Below are 18,612 nucleotides of genomic sequence, written 5' to 3'. Positions count from 1 at the left end.
GGCATGGCGTATCGGTTTTTATGGATTCATTCCCTCTTTCAGGATGAACCGCGACGCGGATCGTCCACCTAAACGAAGCCCGGTCGATCAACTCGGCCGTGCTCAAGCAGCACATGGAGAATGGCCCCCATGACCCACCCATTGGCATTCAGGCCTGGCTGCCACAGGCGCCGGCTTTATCGCACCGTCCAGGTATTGGCCTGCTTGCTCCCGGGCTTGATCGGTGCGACGGCACAGGCCGCCATGACCAACAGCCAGGCAATCGACTGCACGTTCAGTAACGGCGCCGGCCGGCCCTGGGTAGAAGTGACGCCATTGACCAGCACCACGCCGGTAGGTTCGGTCCTGTGGCAACGGCCGGTGGCGCTGATCACCAACTACAGGTATGGCGGGGTTACGGGCAACAAGGCTCATGAGCTGGTTTCCGCCGGGTACTGGACCGCGGGCACGCCATTGCCCGATGCCATCGCGCCAACCAATGTCAGCGGCATCGGTTTCAAGATTGCGGTGAACTCCTCGGACGGTGTGCTCAGGGACGTTACCCAGACTCCCAAACCCGTCGCGCTGGAAAAGAACCTGGTTCTGTTTGACCCCGGCGCTGGCCAGAACCAGCGCTCGCTGATGGTGACCAACTACCTGCAATCGCTGATCCTCACGGTGCCCCCCAGCCAGTTGCCCAGCGGCGAGTTGGTGATCAATCGGGTTGCCGGCAGTTCGGGGCTGATGCTGTATGCGGTCGACTTGCTCAAGGATGTGGCCAGCCTGGGGGGGCAGGTCGATATTCCGAGCGACAACATACCCATCGGCATTTGCCGCAAACCCTACCCGTTGATGGGGCCCGCCATCATCAATATGGGTGGCGGGCCCGGGCCCATTATTCCCAACAAATGCGAGGTGGAGTCGTACAAGACCATCCCGGTGAAGCTCGGGCGTTTCTCCCTGGCCGATTTTCCCAAGGTGGGCTCCACCTCGTCGCCGGTGCCGTTTCGCATCGAGCTGAGCCAGTGCGCCTTGAATGCCAGGCCGCAGATCGCCTTCACCGACAAAGTGCCCGGTCACACCGACCCGTCGGTGCTCAACCTGACGGCTTCGGCCAACAGCGCCAAGGGCTTCGGCATCATCATGATCAACGACCTGAACCAGCAGCGGATCAAGTACGACGGCACCCTCTACGACATGCAACGGGTGGGCGACAGCGCGATCATCCCGTTGCGGGCCGGCTACATCCGCACCGGCAGCGATGCCGAAGTCAAGGTCGGCGATGCCAATGGCGCGGCGGAGTTCACCTTTACCTTCCCCTGAGTCATTCAGGCTTGAATGAAGGCCCTTCGATGACGATGGACGCCGTTGCGGGGCCTTTCTACACTGGGCTCCGACCTGGGGATGGAGCACACGGATGAATCGCAACGAACTGCGCAAGGCCGATATCAACCTGATGGTGGTGTTCGAAACCCTGATGCTCGAGCGCAATGTGACCCGGGCGGCGGAGAAGCTGTTTCTCGGCCAGCCGACCATCAGCTCGGCGCTCAATCGCTTGCGCGCGATCTTCAACGATCCGCTGTTCATTCGTGTGGGCCACCGGATGGAGCCGACCGCCCGCGCCGAGGAGCTGATCCAGCACCTGTCGCCGGCGCTGGATGCCTTGTCCTCGGCCTTGAGCCTGACCCATGATTTCGATCCCGCCAGCAGCACCATGACCTTTCGCATCGGCCTGTCCGACGACGTCGAGTTCGGCCTGTTGCCGCCGCTGTTGCGGGCCTTGCGCCAGGAAGCGCCGAAGGTGGTGTTCGTGGTGCAGCACGCGGACTACTGGCGGATCCCGGACCTGCTGGCCGCCGGCGACATCACCGTGGGCATCAGCCAGACCCGTGGGCTGCCGGCCAACGCCAAGCGCAAGCTGCTGCGGCATATCCAGCCCAGCGTGCTGCGCGCCGATGCCAGCGACACGCCGCTGACCCTCGACGAATACTGTTCCCGCCCGCACGTGCTGGTGTCGCACACAGCCAATGTCAGCGGTTTTGCCGATGAGTGGCTGGCCGAGATCGGCCGGCAGCGCCAGGTGGTGTTGTCGGTGCCGCAATACAGTGCGCTGCCGGCGTTGCTGGCGGGGACCGACATGATCGCCAGCCTGCCGGACTACGCGGCGGCGGCCATGGCGGCGTCGGGGCAATTGTTCCAGGAGCCGTTCCCGTTCAAGACCCCGACCCTGGACCTGTCCATGGTCTGGCTCAGCCATGTCGATACCGACCCGGCCGAGCGCTGGTTGCGTTCGCGGCTGGAGGCGTTCATGAGCGACCGCGACCAGGCGCCGCTCAAGGCCCGTTGAGCTTCCTATCCCTGGGTCGATGATTTCAGGCAGGCCGTCGCGGGGCGTGTAGTATGGAGCGCCTTTTTCACGCCACCTTTCAGGGAGCTCTGCCATGCCTCATCTGTATATGGAATACACCGCCAACCTGCCGCAACTGGATGCCGACAAGGCCCTGCTGCGGTTCAACCACGCGTTGGTGGCGTCCGGGCAGTTCGCTGAATACGACATCAAGAGCCGCGCGCACAAGGTCGAGACGTTTCGCGTCGGCACCGGCCTCGGCGAGCGGGGGTTCGTGCATGTGAAGCTGTCGTTGCTCAGCGGGCGTTCGCCACAGATCAAGAAGCAGCTTTCGCAAAGCCTGCTGACGGTGCTGCAGGAACTCTGCGAGTGGCCGGCCGGCGTCGAGTTGCAACTGGCGGTGGAGATCCTCGATATCGACCGCGACTCCTACGGCAAGCTCAGCATCGGTCACTGAGCCGGAATGCGGCAGGGCCTGAACCTACAATAGGCCCTGCTGCGCGCAGACCTTGACCACCTGCTCGCGGAACCAGGTGTTGGCGCTGTCCTGGTCGGTGTGCGCGCTCCATTGCATGTCCAGGGTAAAGCCCGGCAGGCCGTTGGGCGCTTCGCAATGGCTGAACACCGCGTCGTTGGTCAGCAGCGCCTGGATGCGCCGCGGCAGAGTCAGGATGAAGTCGGTGCCGGTGATCATCTTCAGCGCCGCGCTGTAGCTGTTGGAGCGCGCGACGATCTGCCGCCGGTGGGCCTGGCGGGCCAGCCAGCCGTCGACCATGTTGGTGGTCGAGGTCCAGGGCGTGGGGTAGACATGCCGGCGCTCGACGAACGACTGCAGGCTGAAACGCGGCTCCAGCGGCGGCGTCGCGCGCTTGTCGAAGACACACACCAGGTCATCCTCGAGCAGCACCTGCGACTTGAGGTCGGGGTGGTTGTGGTGAAAGTTCGGGCCGAAGCAGATCACCAGGTCCAGGCTGCCGTCGCGCAGTTCATCGGCGGGGATGTCGGTTTCCAGCTTGTGCACATTGACCGACACCGGCAGGTCGGCGAAGTCGAAGCCCTTGAGCAGGCGGGGCAGGATCAGCAGTTCGAAATATTCCGGCGCGCAGATGTTGAAGGTGACGGCCTGGCGGGTCGGGTCGAAAGCCTGGACCCCGGAGTGGCACAGGTTGATGCTCTCGAGAATCTTCAGCACGTGGCTGTACATGGTGGTGGCTTTGTAGGTCGGACGCATGCCGGTGCGGGTGTTGATGAACAGCTCGTCCTCGAAGCCGGTGCGCAGTTTTTTCAGGCAGTAACTGACGGTCGACTGACTCACGCACAGGGTTTCCGAGACCCCGGTCACGCTGCTTTGCTCGTACACGGCGACGAACACCATCAGGTCCTGCATATCGAGCTTTCTAAGCAAGTTACTGTTCAGCATCAGTTCCGTCTCGTTAAGCACCTCGCGCGGTCGTGCGCAAACTCGCCTGATGCTAACGGAACGATCGTCCTAATTGAATCCTTGCCCCGGGGTTTCATGGACAGCAAGGGGACAATTAATTCCGAGAACACGACCTGCGCAGTGTGGCGCAGCGCGTAGCGGCTTGTCCCTGTGCTTTGTGCGTTCAGCCGAGCGCCGGTGCCGGCCGGCGGCTGCCGAGGATCAGCGCGAACATGCCCAGGCCCACCAGCAGCGCGCCGAGCAGCTCGCTCGGCAAGGGTTGCCGGCCCAGCCCGAACCAATGGAAGAGGGTGATGAACAGGGTGCTCAGGTAAATGTAGGAAATCACCGTGGCCGGCGCGATCACCCCGATGGCCCGGTGCAGCAACCAGAAGGTCGCCAGGGTGGCGAACAAAGCCAGGTACAGCAGCCACAGGCCGTCGTCGAGAGTGAGCAGGACGGCGCTGCGCCAGGCGCCACCGGGCAGGCAGAAGGCGAACAGGAACAGCGCGCCGAACAGCATGTTCCAGAAGGTCATGGCGGCCGGGCTGCGATCTTTCAGGCTGGTGGCTTTCAGCCGTTGGCTCAGTGGCGAATAACCGGCCATGGCCAGGCAGCCGACCCCATAGACGCCGACCGCGTAGAGCGACGGCATGCCCTCGGCGCCGCCCTTGAAGGTCAGCAGCATGGCCCCGGCGGCCGCCAGCAGCATCGGCAACAGGCGGTTTTTCGCAGGGTCGCCGCTCAGCAGGATGCCCTCGAACAGCAGGGTCAGCAGCGGCACCAGGGCAAACAGGATGCCGGTGTTGACCGCCGAGGTATGCCGCAGCGCTTCGAACAGCGAGGCGAAGTAGATCGCCAGCAACAGGCCCAGCAGCGCATGCGCCCGCAACCCGGCGCGGGTGATCCGGAACGCGCCGTTGAGCCACAGCGACGGCACGAACATCAGGGCCGACAGCAGCAGGCGCAGGCCCGTCAGCAACATCGGGTCGACGGCCTGGCTGACCTGGGCCGCGGCGAAGAACGAGGCGGCGATCAGCACCGCCCACAGCAGCATGCCGAGATGGGCGTTGAGGAAGCTGGCGGGTTTCATCGGAGCGTGTCCCGGGTCATTGGAAGTGGCGGTGGTAGTGCCGCGGATCGAAGCGCAGGACCATCAGGATCATCAGCGCCATGATCGCGGTCAGCGACCACCAGGCCCATTCGAAACTGCCCAGGCGGTCGCGGATGATCCCGGCGAGCAGCGGCGACAGGCCGGCGATCAGGTAGCCGATGCCCTGCACGAAGGCGGTCAGGCCACCGGCGCGGCGCGGATTGTCCAGGTGGTCGAGGGACACGATCAGGCTCATGGGAAACAAGCCGCCGATACCCAGGCCGAGCAGGCACGGCCAGAGCAGGCTCAGGTGCTGCGGGCTGAGAATCAGCCCGCAGAAGCCGGCGATGATCAGCATCAGCAGCGCCACCAACACCAGGCGGCGGTCCTGGCTGCGATTGGCGATGGCCGGCGTCACCAGGCCCGAGACCACTTCCATGGCGGTGAGAAAACCCAGCAGCAGGCCGGCGTTCTGTTCGCTCCAGCCTTGTTCCACGTAGTAGGGGGCCAGCCACGCCAGGACACAGGTGTAGGACGCCGTGCCCAGGCCGAAGAAGATTGCCAGCAGCCAGGCTCGGCGGTTGCTGGCGAAGGCTTCGTGGCGGGTCGCGGCGCCCGGCAGTTTCGGCATGGCCGCCCGTTGCGCGTACCAGAACAGCAGCGCCAGGACCGCCAGCGCCGACCAGATCGCCAGGCCCAGCCGCCAGCTGCCGGTGCGGCTCATCACCAGCGGGGCGAAGGACGCCGCGACCGCCGCACCGCCCATGATCGAGGTGACGTACAGGCCCATGAACAGCGAGACATTGTCGGGAAAGCGCGACTTGATCAGCGCCGGCATCAGCGCCTGGATCAGGGCGATGCCGAGGCCGGCGAGCACGGCGCTGAGGATCAGCTCGGCGGCCGAATCGAGGAACAACCGCGACAGGGTGGCCAGGCCAATGACCAGCAGCGAAACCACCACGCTGCGGTGCTCGCCCAGGCGCTGGCCGATGCGCACGCCGAAGAACATCGCCAGGCCCATGGCCATGACCGACAGCATGGTCAGCAGCGCGGCGCCGCTGAAGCTCAGGGCGATATCGCCACGGATGCCGGACAGCAGGGGGCCGACAGCGGCCATCGATGGCCGCAGGTTCAAGGCCACCAGAATCACGCTGAGCATCAGCCAGAAGGCGGGACGGGTTGTTGCACGAACGTTTTCCATAACCAGGCCTTGAACAATTCAGGCGCTGATTAGGCGATGGCCGGCGCAAGGCCGGCAAATCAGAAAGTCAGCGACAGTATTTAAAAACTAAATACTGCCGTGGATGCATATCCCTGTAGGAGCGAGCGTGCTCGCGATCAATCCGCAACGATAACGCGCAGCGTCGGATACACCGCTGCTGCGCAGCTATCGCGAGCAAGCTCGCTCCTACAGGGGCGGGGATCAGAACGGCTTGGTCGGCAGGTACTTGCCATCCAGGGTGATCACCGCGCGGGAACCGCCTTCCGGGTCTTCGACTTTCTTGATATCGAGCTTGAAGTTGATGGCGCTGATGATGCCGTCGCCGAACTGCTCGTGGACCAGTGCCTTGAGGGTCGAACCATAGACCTGGAGCATTTCATAGAAGCGGTACACGGTCGGGTCGGTGGGGATGCCGCCGGGGATGCTGCCGCGCGACGGGATGCTTTGCAGCAGGCGGCTGGCGTCCTGGTCCAGGTCGAGTTTGCTGCAGACCAGGTCGGCGGCCGCGGCCGGCAAGGCGTGCTGGCCGAGCAGGGCAGCGGTGACGAAGGCCAGGCTCAGGCCGGTGCCGTCGGTGAGCTGTTGCCACGACAGGTTCTTGCGCGCCTTGGCATCGATGATGGTGTCGGCCAGGGCCAGGCGTGGGGCTTGGGCGAATTGGGATTGCAGCATGTGGAGTTCCTCTTTGGGGATGGTGAAGCGGTTGTTGAACGAGTTGTTGAACAGAAGCTGTTAAGAAAGGCAGCACTCAAGCCGCGTGTCGCGGTTTGCCGACCAAGGCGCAGGTGTCGGGGTGTTCGGCCAGGGACACGAAGCCCTGGCTCGGGCCATCCAGCGCGGCAATGTCGCCGCTGGCGATGTCGTAGACCCAGCCGTGCAGGTTCAGCCGGCCCTGTTCCAGGGCCAGGGCAACCGCCGGATGCGTCTTCAGGTTAGCCAACTGGGCGATCACGTTTTCCCGCACCAGGGCATCCAGGCGTGCTTCGTCCGAGGCATGGCTGCGGGCGGCATTGACCACCTTGGCCGACTCGGCATGGCGCAGCCAGCTGGCCACGGCGGGCAGGTGGTCCAGGCATTTGCAGGTGGAAATGGCGGTCATGGCGCCGCAGTCCGAATGCCCGCAGATCACGATGTCGCTGACCCCGAGCACGGCCACTGCGTATTCCACGGTGGCCGACACGCCGCCGGGTTCCGGCCCGTAGGAGGGCACGATATTGCCGGCGTTGCGAATCACGAACAGATCGCCCGGTTCCTGCTGGGTCAGCAGTTCCGGCACCACCCGGCTGTCGGAGCAGGTGACGAACAGGGTGCCCGGGTTCTGGGTGGTGGCCAGTTGTTTGAACAGCTCGCTGCGTTTGGGAAAGGCTTCGCGCTGGAACTTGAGGAAGCCGTCGATGATGTGCTGCATGGTGGTTCTCCTTGCATCGCTGATGGCGCAAGGATGGAAAATTTCAGCTATAGCGTCCAAGACCAGCTTGTTATGCTCTCCATAAGTACTGCCTATAGTTTGGAGTCCAGCATGCTGCTACGCCATATCCGTTACCTGCTGGCCGTCGCCGAGCACTGCAACTTCACCCGCGCCGCCGAAGCCTTGCACGTGTCGCAGCCGACGCTGTCGCAACAGATCAAGCAGCTGGAGGACAGCCTCGGCGCGCCGCTGTTCGATCGTTCGGGGCGCACCGTGCGCCTGACCGACGCCGGCGAGGCCTATATGCGTTATGCGCGGCGGGCCCTGCAGGAGCTGGAGGCGGCCAAGCGAGCGATGCATGACGTGCAGGATCTGCAGCGCGGATCGTTGCGCCTGGGCATGACCCCGACTTTCATCACTTACCTGGCGGGGCCGCTGCTGACCCGTTTCAACCAGCGTTATCCGGGAATCGCCCTGAGCCTCGAAGAAATGACCCAGGACCGGCTGGAAGCGGCCCTGGCCGAAGACCGCCTGGACCTGGGCATCGCCTTTGCCGGGCAGCACCTGCCGGACATCGACAGCCAGTTGCTGTTCGAGGAGAGCCTGAGCCTGATGGTGAGCTGCGAGCAACAGCCCGAGCTACCACGCCAGCTGACGGCGGCCGAGCTGGAGCGGCAGCCGCTGGTGTTGCTCAGCGGTGATTTCGCCACCCGCCAGCATATCGATCGTTATTGCCGCGAGCAGGGGATCACGCCGCGCATCGCCATCGAAGCCAACTCCATCGGCGCCATTGTCGAGATCGTCCGCCGCGGGCAACTGGCGACCATCCTGCCGCTGGCCATCACCCAGGAACAGCCGGGCCTGCGCCCGGTGCTCCTGCAACCGGCCCTGGCGCCCCGCAGCGTGGCGTTGCTGGGGCGCAAGGGCGCCTATCGCAGCGCCGCGTGCCAGGCTTTTCGCGAGCTGCTGACGACTCAGGGCGTGGGCGCCGCCAGCCACTGATTGACCACGCCGGTGTAGAAGCCGGTGGCCTTGCTCAGGTGCAGCCACTGGTCGACGTAGCTTTTCCAGGCGACGTCGTCCCGTGGCAGGAGGAAGGCTTTTTCACTGTATTGCAGGTACCGCTCGGGGTTCACCGCGCACAACCCCGGCTTGAGCTTCTGCTGGAAGCGCGCTTCGGAAGCGTCGGTGATCATCACGTCGGCCTTGTTTTCCAGCAGTTGCTCGAAGATGGTCACGTTGTCAGGAAACAGGGTCAGGCTGGCCTTGGGCAGGTGGGCCCGGGCGAAGACTTCGTTGGTGCCGCCCGGTGGCTCGATCAGGCGCACCGAAGGCTGGTTGATCTGCTCGACGGTCTGGTAGCGCTGCTTGTCGGCGCAACGCACCAGGGGGATCTTCCCGTCGACGCCCAGGGTGTCGCTGAAGAAGGCTTTCTTCTGCCGCTCCAGGGACACGGAAATACCGCCCACGGCGATGTCGCACTGGTTTGCCAGGAAGTCCGGCATCAGGGTTTTCCAGGTGGTCTTCACCCACTTCACCTCGACTCCCAGGCTTTGCGCCAGGGACTGCGCCATCGAGATATCGATGCCTTCGTAGGCACCGTCCGCGCGCAGGTAGGTGTAGGGCTTGTAGTCGCCGGTGGTGCAGACGTTCAGGTGGCCACGTTCGATGACCTGGTCCAGGTGCGAGGCGTTGGGTGCGGCAAATGCCGGGGCGCTGAGGGTCAGCAGCGAGCAGAGCAGGAGGCGTGCTTTCATGCGGTCGATCCTTGATGACGAGGGAGTGGCCGAGGGCGGCTCATTATTTGCGCCGGGCTCGAACGGGGCAAGGCGCATCGCTTGCCAGGGCGTTGCGGATTGTTTTCGCCGAAAAAGTTTTGGCAAAGGGCCATGCCAACTATTTGTTGGCTTCTTTTTCACGAAACGTTGATGGTCGGCTACCTAAAGTTCGTGCTGTCGTGGGCAGTCATTGAATAACGGGCATGTTGACGACGCACTTCTTTCAAGGAACACGCCGATCATCATGCTAAACATCAAACCCCTGCGTCCTGAATGGGTGACGCTGATTGCCTGCGCCTTTTTATTACTGGGCTGCAACTTTGTGCTCTGGCAGCACCTGTTTAGCATTACCGCCTCGGACGCCCGTGGTATCGCCATGCGCGTGGCCTTCGGGGTGATGATCTTCTGCGCCTTCAACCTCATTCTGACCTGGCTGGCGTTTCGCCGAGTACTTAAGCCGGTGCTGGTTCTGTTGTTTATGGTCAGTGCCGGCGTAGCTTATTTCATGAACCAGTACGGAGTGCTGATAGATGCCGGAATGTTTCGCAACTTTGCCGAAACCAATGCAACGGAAGTGCGTGACTTACTCTCGCTGAAGTTGCTTGTTTATATACTGTTGCTGGGCGTATTGCCTTCCTGGTTATTGTGGAAAACCCCGATTAATTATCGACGCTGGCACCGCGAGTTATTCAGCAAGTTGCTGGTTTCCTTTATTTGCGCGGCGGCCATTGGCGGGGTCGCCCTGGCCAACTATCAGGGGCTGGCCTCGCTGTTTCGCAATCACCATGAATTGCGCCTGATGATCGTGCCGAGCAACTACGTGGGCGCTTCCTTCGGTTACCTGCGTGAGCAAGTGGTCTCGGCGCGCCAGCCCTTCGTCAAGATCGGTGAAGATGCCCAGCGCAATCCGACCTGGCAAAACCACGCGCGCAAGTCGCTGACGGTGCTGGTGGTCGGCGAGAGTGCCCGGGCCGAGAACTTCGGCGTGCTGGGCTACGAGCGCGATACCACGCCGAAACTCAGCCAGGAAAACGGCCTGATCGCTTTCACCGACGTGTCGTCCTGTGGCACCGAGACTGCGGTCTCGGTGCCCTGCATGTTCTCCAACATGGGGCGCAAGAACTACGACGCCAGCAAGGCGAAGAACGAAGAAGGGCTGCTGGACGTGCTCAAGCGTGCCGGGCTCGAGGTGATCTGGCGGGACAACCAGTCCGGCTGCAAGGGCACCTGCGACCGGGTGACCCTGGACGATGTCAGCAACCTCAAGGACCCGGTGCTCTGTGCCAACAGCGAATGCCGCGACGAGATCCTGCTCCAGGGCCTGCAGCATTTCATCGATAGCCTGGACAAGGACACCGTGCTGGTCCTGCACCAGATGGGTAGCCACGGGCCGGAATACTTCAAGCGCTACCCCAAGGAATACGAGCGCTTCACCCCGGTGTGCCAGAGCAATGCCCTGAATAATTGCAGCCGCGAGAGCATCGTCAACGGCTACGACAATACGTTGCTGTACACCGACCACGTGCTGGCGACCCTGATCGACCTGCTGCGCAGCAACCAGGACAAGGTCGATACCGCCATGCTCTACCTGTCGGACCACGGCGAGTCACTGGGCGAATACAACCTGTTCCTGCATGGCACGCCCTACATGCTTGCGCCGTCGCAGCAAAAACACGTGGCGATGCTGGCCTGGTTCTCGGACAGCTATCAGAAGGCGTTCTCGGTGGACACCCATTGCCTGCAACTGAGCCGGGAAAAACCGCTGAGCCAGGACAACCTGTTCCACTCGATGCTTGGCCTGCTGGAGGTCGACAGCCAGGTTTACCAGCCCGACCTGGACCTGTTCGCCGGCTGCCGGGGCAGCGTGGTCGATGGCGTGCTGGCGCGGCAATGAAGCCTTGATCGGCGTTCGACCTTTTTTTCACGATCGGGGCGGTAACCTGTTTTTCATCCAAGACCTACAAGAGCCAGCAGATTCATGTCCGCGCACCCTCCATCCCCCCTCGAGCTCGAGTTCGCCAGGCGCTATGACCAGGCGCATGCGCGCGTCTGTGGCGACGAACGTCCGCTCGGGCTGGGGCGGCGCCTGTCGCTGTGGCGCGACGAATGGCTGGTCCGCCACGCGCTGAAGGTGGCGGGCGAGCCCGGGCTGATTCTCGACCTGGCCTGTGGCGCGGGGCGCTTCTGGCCGGTGCTGGGCGAACACGGTAATCGGGTGATCCTGGCGGCGGACCCGTCCCAGGACATGCTCAACCACGCCCAGACCCACCACCCGGCCGGCCTGCTCAGGCGGGTCAGGACTTTCCAGAGTTCGTCGTTCAGCATCGGCCTGTCGGCCAACGCGGTGGATTGCATCGTCTGCCTGCAACTGTTTCCGCATATTGCCAGCAGCGAGGCGCGCCTGGCGTTGCTGGGCGAGTTTCATCGGGTCAGCCGCGACTCGGTGATCCTCGCGGTGCGCATCGACAGTCGTCTCAAGGGGCTGCAGGACCGGCTGCTGGGCGACCACACCCGGCAACTGCAGCCTGAACCATGGGGGCAGACCAGCCGGGCGCGGGTCGAGGCCGAGTTCAAGGACGCGGGATTCGAAGTGCTCAGCCACCAGGATTTCATTCCCGGCTGTGCCGCCTGGCGGGTTTACGTACTGCGCAAACAGGGTTAGCCGACGGCGGGCGGATTATTCTTGTGGCCGGGTGCCGATTTCGCGCAGGCTCTTGTCGAGTGAATGCTCAGAAATCGCCGAGGGCGATATATACTGCGCGCCATTCTTCAAGGGAGAGCCGTGTGGCCATCGATATTCACTGGATTCGCGACAACGATAGCCTCGGTCAATTCTGCACCGAGTGGCAGAAGCTGCCATTCGTCGCCCTCGACACCGAATTCATGCGGGTCGACACCTTTTATCCGATCGCCGGCCTGTTGCAGGTTGGCGATGGCCAGCGTGCTTACCTCATCGACCCCTTGACCATCGACGACTGGCAGCCGCTGGCGGCCTTGCTGGAGAACAGCGCGGTGGTCAAGGTGGTGCACGCCTGCAGCGAGGACCTCGAAGTCCTGCTGCGCCTGACCGGCAGCCTGCCGGCGCCGTTGTTCGACACGCAACTGGCGGCCGCCTACCTGAACCTGGGGTTCTCCATGGGTTACTCGCGGCTGGTCCAGGAAGTGCTGGGCATCGAGTTGCCCAAGGGCGAGACTCGTTCCGACTGGCTGCAGCGTCCGCTCTCGGAAACCCAGGTCAGCTACGCCGCCGAAGACGCCGTGCACCTGGCCGAGGTTTTCACTCAGCTGCGGCCGAAACTGTCCGAGGACAAATACAACTGGGTGCTGGAAGACGGCGCCGAGCTGGTGGCCAACCTGCGCCGCGAAGTCGACCCCTACGAGGTCTACCGCGAGGCCAAGCTGGCCTGGAAACTGTCCCGCGCGCAGCTGGCAGTCCTGCGTGAACTCTGCGCCTGGCGCGAGCGCGAGGCGCGGGCGCGGGACTTGCCGCGCAACCGGATCGTGCGCGAGCACTCGCTGTGGCCGTTGGCCAAGAGCCAGCCGGACAGCCTTGGCGCCCTGGCGAAAATCGAAGACATGCACCCGCGCACCGTGCGCCAGGACGGCGAGTTCCTGCTGGGCCTGATCAAGCGTGCCGCCAGCGTCAGCCCCGACCAGTGGCCGCCGGTGGTGCCCGAGCCCTTGCCGATGGACGCCTCGCCTCTGCTCAAGCGCCTGCGCGCCGTGGGCCAGGCCGAAGCCGAGCGCCTGGGCATCGCCCCGGAACTGATGCTGCGCAAGAAAACCCTGGAAAGCCTGCTCAAGAGCGGCTTCCCCAACGGACCCTACCAATTGCCCGATTCGCTGCGTGGCTGGCGCCGCGAATTGATGGGCCAGGCGCTGCTCGACAGTCTGGCCACCGCCGGAGAACAGCCATGAAACGTATCTGCTCGATCTACAAAAGCCCGCGCAAGAACGAGATGTACCTCTACGTGCTCAAGAGCGATGCCCTGGAGCGCGTGCCGGAAAACCTGCTGCTGGCGTTCGGCAAGCCGCAGCACGCCTTCGACCTGGTGCTGAGCCCGGAGCGCAAGCTGTCGCGCGAGGACATTCACCAGGTGCTGGAGAACCTCGAGAAGCAGGGTTACCACCTGCAGATGCCACCGGCCGAGGACGAGTACATCGAGCACCTGCCCGAAGAGCTGTTGCGCCGTAATGATCCGGTCTGACGGACACCTGTAGATGCCCTGTCCAGGGCATCGTTGAAAATGGAACTGACTCTATCTGGCGGCTGTCGCGATCGATGGAGCGATACTCCGTCGGCGGCCGCCTGCACCGTTTTGTAAGGTTTGAACCATGCGCGTTCTGATTGCCGAACACGATCACGCTATTTATGCCCGTTTGTTGCGTCAGCTGGCACCTGACCTGGAAGTGCTCACCAGCGGCGATTCCGCCGAATTGTCGAAGCTGGCCGCGGACTGTCCGGTCTGGCTCGGCCAGCCGGACCTGCTGGCCACCTTGTTGCGCCAGGGCCACCAGCCGCAGTGGCTGCAATCGACCTGGGCCGGCATCACGCCGCTGCTCGCCGACGGCCTGCCGCGTCATTACCGGCTGACCCGCGCCGTGGGGATCTTCGGCCAGGTCATGGCCGAATACGTGCTCACCTACATGCTCGGCCACGAGCGCGAAGTCCTCGCGCGCCTAGTCAGCCAGGTCGAGCGCAAGTGGGATAACCGCACGGGCCAGAGCCTGGCGGGGCGCAAGGTGCTGATCGTCGGCGCGGGCGATATCGGCCAGAGCGTGGCGCAGTTCCTGCTGCCATTCGGCGTCGAGCTGTACGGCATCGCCAGCGAAGCCCGGGAGCAGGCGCCGTTTATCGAAGTGGCGGCCTTGGCGGACCTGGGACGTTTGGTCGGCGAGGTGGATTATGTGATCAACCTGCTGCCCAACACCCCGCACACCCATGACCTGTACGACGCGGCGCTGTTCAAGCAGTTCAAGCCGACCGGCCTGTTCATCAACGTCGGTCGCGGTGTCGCGGTGGTCGATGCGGATCTGGTGGAAGCCTTGAAGGAAGGGCATCTGGCGGGGGCGGTCATCGATGTCTGCCGTCAGGAGCCGTTGCCGCAGCGCCATCCGTTCTGGACTGCCTGGGGCCTGCTGCTGACTGGCCACAGTTCGGCGCCGACCTCGCCGACCCTGATGGCGCAGCTATTCATCGACAACCTGCAGGCCTATCAGGCCAATGTGGCGTTGCGTGGCGAAGTGGATTTCGCGCGGGGGTATTGAGGCGCTGCGCAGAGGGGGCTGATGCCGCCTTTTGCGTGGACCCTGTAGCCGCTGCCACAGGCTGCGATCGGCTCCGAAGGAGACGTGCTCTTGAGGGCCTCGGAAGGCCCTTCGGGCCTTATCGCAGCCTGCGGCAGCGGCTACAGGGATTGCAGCAGGCTTACAGGCTGAAGTCGCCTTCGGCTGCGGTTTCGCTCAGCGGGCGACGCGGGCTTGGCTCTTCGCGGGCCTGCAGGTATTCGGCGAGGCTCGCCTTGTCACCCAGCTTGCCGACGGCCACGGCGGCATGCAGGGCATAACCTTCTGGAATCTTCAGCTCCTTGCGGGTCAGCTCCTGGTCGAACCCGGCCATGCCATGGGTGTGCCAGCCGCTGATGCTGGCTTGCAGCGCCAGATGGCCCCAGGCCGAGCCGGTGTCGAAGGTGTGCCACAGGGCCGGGGTTTCTTCGCTGGCGCCGGGCGCGGTGAAGGTGGTTTTCGAGATCACGATCACCAGCGCCGAGGCGTGCTGCGCCCAGCCACGGTTGAACTCGTTGAGCAGGCCGAGGAAACGTTCCCAGTTCGGCGTATCGCGTCGCGCATACAGGAAGCGCCACGGCTGCGAGTTGTAGGCCGACGGCGCCCAGCGTGCGGCTTCGAAGAAGCTCAGCAGGGTTTCCTCGGGAATGGCCTCGCCGGTGAAGGCGCGCGGCGACCAGCGATCGGTGAACTGTGGGTGAATGGCGTACTCGGCAACGCGGGGATTGGCACTCATGACAGAGATTCCTGGCTACGTTTGAGAATGAAATGTGGATAAACCGGCGAGCGCAGTTGAACTGAGCAATGGGGTTTTTTCCTGGCCCTGGGCGGTTCACCGGTGCGACGCGGTCGAGCGTTAGGAGCTGAACGAAAAGTGGCTGCGCGCTGGGCGCCTTCGGCGCTACGCAGGTCATGCTGCGTTAAAAACAGGCTCGGAATGCTCATGTAGGCCCCTACAGTCGGGCGCGACCCCGGCCGTTCCTCGCCTGTTTTTGCCTTGCCTGACCTTCGCTCGCCGACTTTTCGTTCAGCTCCTGGCACGCGGACATAGGGCTTTGCGACAGGCAAAGCTACTGCGCCGCATGCGGCCTGACAAGTAGTGCCTTACCGACAGTCGCCAGCGCTTGGCCCGCGCGGCCTTGGGCACTAGACTGGCGGCCTTTTCCTTGTCCGATACCGATTACCTGAGCCATGGCCGCCAAAGTTGAACCCTTCTGGATCCGTAAAACCCTCGAACAACTCGATCAGGAGGAGTGGGAGTCGTTGTGCGATGGTTGTGGCCTGTGCTGCCTGCAGAAGCTCGAGGATGAAGAAGACAACAGCGTCTACTACACCCGCATCGCCTGCAAACTGCTGGACCTGAAGACCTGCCAGTGCAGCGACTACGCCAACCGCCGCGCCTCGGTGCCGGATTGCATCCAGCTCACCCCGGGCAAGGCCGATGAGTTCAAATGGCTGCCGCCGACCTGCGGTTATCGCCTGGTCAGCGAAGGCAAGGACCTGCCGCTCTGGCACCATCTGGTGTGCGGTGACCGCGATGCGGTGCACCACGAGCGTATTTCCCAATCCGGACGCATGCTCGCCGAAGGCAGCGTGGCCGAAGAGGACTGGGAAGATCACCTGATTTTCCGCGCCGGCTGAAGGTACGCCGCGCTCGCGTTCAAGGTTGTTTCACGAAGGAGTGTGTATGGCTGTGGGGGCAAGGCTGGCGCTGGCCGGCTGGCTGCTGGTGCTCAGTGCGCCGGGGTGGGCGGCGAAAAAAGTCGATCTGGATTACCACGTGCGTCTGTTGCCGCAGAGCGACCAGGCCGAGGTGCGCCTGACCCTGGCGGACGGCGCGGCGGTGCGCAGCCTGGATTTCAACCTGGGCAAGCATGGCGATTACAGCAACTTCAAGGCCGATGGCCAATGGCAGTCCGACGCGGCCAAGCCTTCCGCGCTGCAGCGTGGCATATGGCGCCCGGCCAGCGGCAAGGCCAGCCTCAGCTACCGGGTGCGGATCAGCCACAGCCTGAAGAAAGACAGCTTCGACAGCCGCATGACCCCGCACTGGGCCTTGTTGCGTGGCGACACGCTGGTGCCGGCGGCGAAGCTCGACCAGCAGGACGGCATCGAGTTGGTGTCGCGCCTGGAGTTCGAGTTGCCCGCGGGCTGGAAAAGCGTGGAGACCGCCTGGCCGCGGATCGGCAAGAACCGTTTCCGTATCGATAACCCCGCGCGCCTGTTCGACCGGCCCACCGGCTGGATGCTGGCCGGCGCCCTGGGCAGCCGCCGTACCCGGCTGGGGGAAACCGAAGTCACGGTGGCCTCGCCGCAAGGGCAGGGCATGCGACGCATGGATGTGCTGACCCTGCTGACCTTCGTCTGGCCGCAGATCCAGGCGACCTTTCCCCGCCACCCAAGCAAGTTGCTGATCGTCGGCGCGGCCGACCCGATGTGGCGCGGCAGCCTGGCCGGACACGATTCGCTGTTCTTGCACAGCCGCCTGCCGCTGGTCAGCGAGAGCGGCACCAGCCCGCTGTTGCGCGAGGTGATCCAGGCCTTTGCCCGGATCAACGATAGCGAGCGCAGCGACTGGATCGGCGAAGGGCTGGCGGAGTACTACGCCATCGAATTGATGCGCCGCGCCGGCGGCATGAGCGACGAGCGTTATCAGGCCCTGGAGACTCGGCTGGCCAAGAGCGGCCATGGCGTCGGCAGCCTGCGCGGCGAGCAGGTGGACGCGTCGGTGGTGGCCAGGGCCGTGCTGCTGTTGCAGGAGCTGGATCGGGAGATCCGCCTGAAGACCCGCAACAAGCGTTCGCTGGATGATGTGACTCGGGCGGTGATGCATCTGGAGCGTGTCAGCACCAAGGAGTTTATCCAGCTCAGCGAGACGGTGCTGGACGGCTCGTCGAAGGTGCTCGACAGCGATTTGTTGCGCTAGTGGAATCGACCGCTTTGCGGTCATCGCGAGCAAGCTTCGCTCCTACAGGGCAGCACAGCTTTTGTAGGAGCGAAGCTTGCTCGCGATAGCGTCCTGTCATTCAACACGAGTTTCGCGTCCGACTATCAGACCCCGGCCTTGGGCGATTTCAGCGAATCGTTGCCTGTCGCGGTACGCTTCGCCGCCTCGGCATTGGCCTTGAGGGTTTTCAGCTCCGCGCCGGCGCGCTCGATCTTCGCCCGCACGTTCTGCATGTCCTGGCGGCTTTTCTCCAGCAGGCTTTTCGCCGAGCTGTGGCCGGTGATGCCACGGGCCAGGGCGACCCCGCCGATGGCCACCTGGATCAGGCCGAACACACCGCCACGGCGCAGGCCCTTGCCGACCATCACCACGCCGCCGGCCAGCGAGCCGATGCGCTCCCAGCCTTGTACGTTCTGCTCCGCCGGGCTCTGGAAAGGGGTGGTTGCGATGGGTTCCAGTTGTTTGCTGTCGCTCATGATCTGTCTCCAGGGGGGATGGATATAAAGCTGACTGCGCTGGCGCGTCGCTTGTTCCATCGAATGTGCCGCGAACTCGGAACAGCGCTTAAAACTTAGGACCGGAGCGGGTGTTGTTGCCCTTGGCCAGGCGGTCGTAGAGCACCACGTTGACGGTGGCGGCGAGGTTCATGCAACCGGTGGTCGGGATGTAGACCACGTCTTCGCACCAGTCACGGATGTCCTTGTCCAGGGAGCCGTCTTCCGGGCCGAAGATGTACAGCGCGCGATCCGGATGGGTGTACTCCGGCAGCGAGCGGGCACCTTCCACCAGTTCCACCGCCACCGGCACGCAACCCAGGGGCAGGATCTTCTTCAGGTCGTCGATGCCGATCAGCGGGATGTCCTGGTGGACTTTCTTGGTGTCGGTGACGAAGTCGCGGGCCCGTTCATAGCGCTTGCCGGTGTAGAACACCGACGCGACGCCATAGCAGCCGGCGGCGCGCATCACCGAACCGACGTTCTCCGGTGACTTGGGGTTATACAAACCAATGCAGCTGTACCTTTTGTTTGCCACGAGCGGGGTGCCTTCGAGAAAAATCGCGATTATACGGGGATTGTCGGCCGGCGGTTGGATCCGGCAAATGCATCGCGGGCAAGCCGCGCACCCGCAGGAT

General features: G+C 63.7%; 20 protein-coding genes. 11 read left to right on the top strand and 9 right to left on the bottom strand.

What is annotated here, in order from left to right; genetic code table 11:
* The first annotated feature begins 129 nt into the window (after positions 1-129).
* From PVZ78_RS11400 to PVZ78_RS11390, 3 genes are all read left to right on the top strand, one after another.
* The gene (locus PVZ78_RS11400) at positions 130-1,302 is read left to right on the top strand and encodes a fimbrial protein (RefSeq protein WP_273828694.1); all 1,173 of its coding nucleotides are present in this window, start codon (positions 130-132) and stop codon (positions 1,300-1,302) included.
* Positions 1,303-1,396: 94 nt separating this feature from the next.
* Positions 1,397-2,326 carry a LysR substrate-binding domain-containing protein gene (locus tag PVZ78_RS11395; protein ID WP_009047555.1) on the top strand — a complete coding sequence of 310 codons (930 nt, stop codon included), beginning with the start codon at positions 1,397-1,399 and terminating at the stop codon, positions 2,324-2,326.
* 94 nt (positions 2,327-2,420) lie between these two features.
* Positions 2,421-2,783 (top strand): 5-carboxymethyl-2-hydroxymuconate Delta-isomerase, encoded by a 363-nt coding sequence (locus PVZ78_RS11390; protein ID WP_124307862.1) that lies wholly within the window; start codon positions 2,421-2,423, stop codon positions 2,781-2,783.
* 24 nt (positions 2,784-2,807) lie between these two features.
* On the opposite strand, the gene PVZ78_RS11385 is transcribed toward PVZ78_RS11390, so the two are convergent.
* The 5 genes from PVZ78_RS11385 to PVZ78_RS11365 form a co-directional block, all read right to left on the bottom strand.
* Entirely contained in the window at positions 2,808-3,746 is a 939-nt protein-coding gene (locus PVZ78_RS11385) for a LysR family transcriptional regulator (protein WP_009047557.1), read from the bottom strand.
* A gap of 184 nt (positions 3,747-3,930) precedes the next feature.
* Positions 3,931-4,839, bottom strand: a complete 909-nt coding sequence (locus PVZ78_RS11380; RefSeq protein ID WP_273828693.1) for a DMT family transporter — start codon at positions 4,837-4,839, stop codon at positions 3,931-3,933.
* Between the two features lie 16 nt (positions 4,840-4,855).
* Positions 4,856-6,040, bottom strand: coding sequence for a cyanate transporter (locus tag PVZ78_RS11375; RefSeq protein WP_273828692.1), 1,185 nt, complete (start codon positions 6,038-6,040; stop codon positions 4,856-4,858).
* A gap of 222 nt (positions 6,041-6,262) precedes the next feature.
* Entirely contained in the window at positions 6,263-6,733 is a 471-nt protein-coding gene (cynS, locus tag PVZ78_RS11370; protein WP_009042607.1) for a cyanase, read from the bottom strand.
* Positions 6,734-6,809: 76 nt separating this feature from the next.
* Positions 6,810-7,469 (bottom strand): carbonic anhydrase, encoded by a 660-nt coding sequence (locus PVZ78_RS11365; protein WP_009047560.1) that lies wholly within the window; start codon positions 7,467-7,469, stop codon positions 6,810-6,812.
* A 111-nt stretch (positions 7,470-7,580) separates the two neighbouring features.
* Between PVZ78_RS11365 and cynR the strand changes: the two genes are divergently transcribed.
* Positions 7,581-8,471 (top strand): transcriptional regulator CynR, encoded by an 891-nt coding sequence (gene cynR / locus PVZ78_RS11360; RefSeq protein WP_273828691.1) that lies wholly within the window; start codon positions 7,581-7,583, stop codon positions 8,469-8,471.
* Here cynR and PVZ78_RS11355 read toward each other — a convergent pair.
* Positions 8,444-9,226, bottom strand: coding sequence for a transporter substrate-binding domain-containing protein (locus PVZ78_RS11355; protein WP_009047562.1), 783 nt, complete (start codon positions 9,224-9,226; stop codon positions 8,444-8,446). The two genes, cynR and PVZ78_RS11355, sit on opposite strands and share 28 nt — an antisense overlap.
* A 265-nt stretch (positions 9,227-9,491) precedes the next feature.
* On the opposite strand from PVZ78_RS11355, the gene PVZ78_RS11350 reads away from it, so the two are divergent.
* The 5 genes from PVZ78_RS11350 (at position 9,492) to PVZ78_RS11330 (ending at position 14,515) form a co-directional block, all read left to right on the top strand.
* Complete coding sequence (locus PVZ78_RS11350; protein ID WP_009047563.1) at positions 9,492-11,141, top strand: phosphoethanolamine transferase; 1,650 nt, start codon at positions 9,492-9,494, stop codon at positions 11,139-11,141.
* An 84-nt stretch (positions 11,142-11,225) separates the two neighbouring features.
* Complete coding sequence (locus PVZ78_RS11345) at positions 11,226-11,909, top strand: class I SAM-dependent methyltransferase (protein WP_009047564.1); 684 nt, start codon at positions 11,226-11,228, stop codon at positions 11,907-11,909.
* Positions 11,910-12,031: 122 nt separating this feature from the next.
* On the top strand, positions 12,032-13,165 hold the full coding sequence (rnd, locus tag PVZ78_RS11340) for a ribonuclease D (RefSeq protein WP_009047565.1): 1,134 nt from the start codon (positions 12,032-12,034) through the stop codon (positions 13,163-13,165).
* On the top strand, positions 13,162-13,455 hold the full coding sequence (locus PVZ78_RS11335) for a YcgL domain-containing protein (RefSeq protein ID WP_009047566.1): 294 nt from the start codon (positions 13,162-13,164) through the stop codon (positions 13,453-13,455). The genes rnd and PVZ78_RS11335 overlap by 4 nt, the downstream gene beginning before the upstream one ends.
* Positions 13,456-13,582: 127 nt before the next feature.
* Positions 13,583-14,515 carry a D-2-hydroxyacid dehydrogenase gene (locus tag PVZ78_RS11330; protein ID WP_009047567.1) on the top strand — a complete coding sequence of 311 codons (933 nt, stop codon included), beginning with the start codon at positions 13,583-13,585 and terminating at the stop codon, positions 14,513-14,515.
* A gap of 160 nt (positions 14,516-14,675) precedes the next feature.
* Here the strand turns inward: PVZ78_RS11330 and PVZ78_RS11325 are convergent, their stop codons facing one another.
* Complete coding sequence (locus PVZ78_RS11325; protein ID WP_009047568.1) at positions 14,676-15,269, bottom strand: nitroreductase family protein; 594 nt, start codon at positions 15,267-15,269, stop codon at positions 14,676-14,678.
* Between the two features lie 455 nt (positions 15,270-15,724).
* On the opposite strand from PVZ78_RS11325, the gene PVZ78_RS11320 reads away from it, so the two are divergent.
* Both PVZ78_RS11320 and PVZ78_RS11315 read left to right on the top strand, forming a co-directional pair.
* The gene (locus tag PVZ78_RS11320) at positions 15,725-16,174 is read left to right on the top strand and encodes a YcgN family cysteine cluster protein (RefSeq protein ID WP_007926912.1); all 450 of its coding nucleotides are present in this window, start codon (positions 15,725-15,727) and stop codon (positions 16,172-16,174) included.
* Positions 16,175-16,220: 46 nt separating this feature from the next.
* Positions 16,221-17,459 carry a hypothetical protein gene (locus PVZ78_RS11315; protein WP_009047569.1) on the top strand — a complete coding sequence of 413 codons (1,239 nt, stop codon included), beginning with the start codon at positions 16,221-16,223 and terminating at the stop codon, positions 17,457-17,459.
* Positions 17,460-17,584: 125 nt separating this feature from the next.
* Here the strand turns inward: PVZ78_RS11315 and PVZ78_RS11310 are convergent, their stop codons facing one another.
* Together PVZ78_RS11310 and PVZ78_RS11305 are read right to left on the bottom strand one after the other, a co-directional pair.
* Positions 17,585-17,956 (bottom strand): YgaP family membrane protein, encoded by a 372-nt coding sequence (locus tag PVZ78_RS11310; protein ID WP_009047570.1) that lies wholly within the window; start codon positions 17,954-17,956, stop codon positions 17,585-17,587.
* 88 nt (positions 17,957-18,044) lie between these two features.
* Positions 18,045-18,512: an RNA methyltransferase gene (locus PVZ78_RS11305; protein ID WP_007926908.1), complete on the bottom strand. Its 468-nt coding sequence runs from the start codon at positions 18,510-18,512 to the stop codon at positions 18,045-18,047.
* Positions 18,513-18,612: the final 100 nt, after the last annotated feature.

It is taken from the genome of Pseudomonas sp. SBT1-2 (assembly GCF_028640875.1).
Taxonomy (GTDB): Bacteria; Pseudomonadota; Gammaproteobacteria; order Pseudomonadales; family Pseudomonadaceae; genus Aquipseudomonas; species Aquipseudomonas chlororaphis_I.
This window is presented reverse-complemented; position numbering and strand designations above follow the sequence as displayed.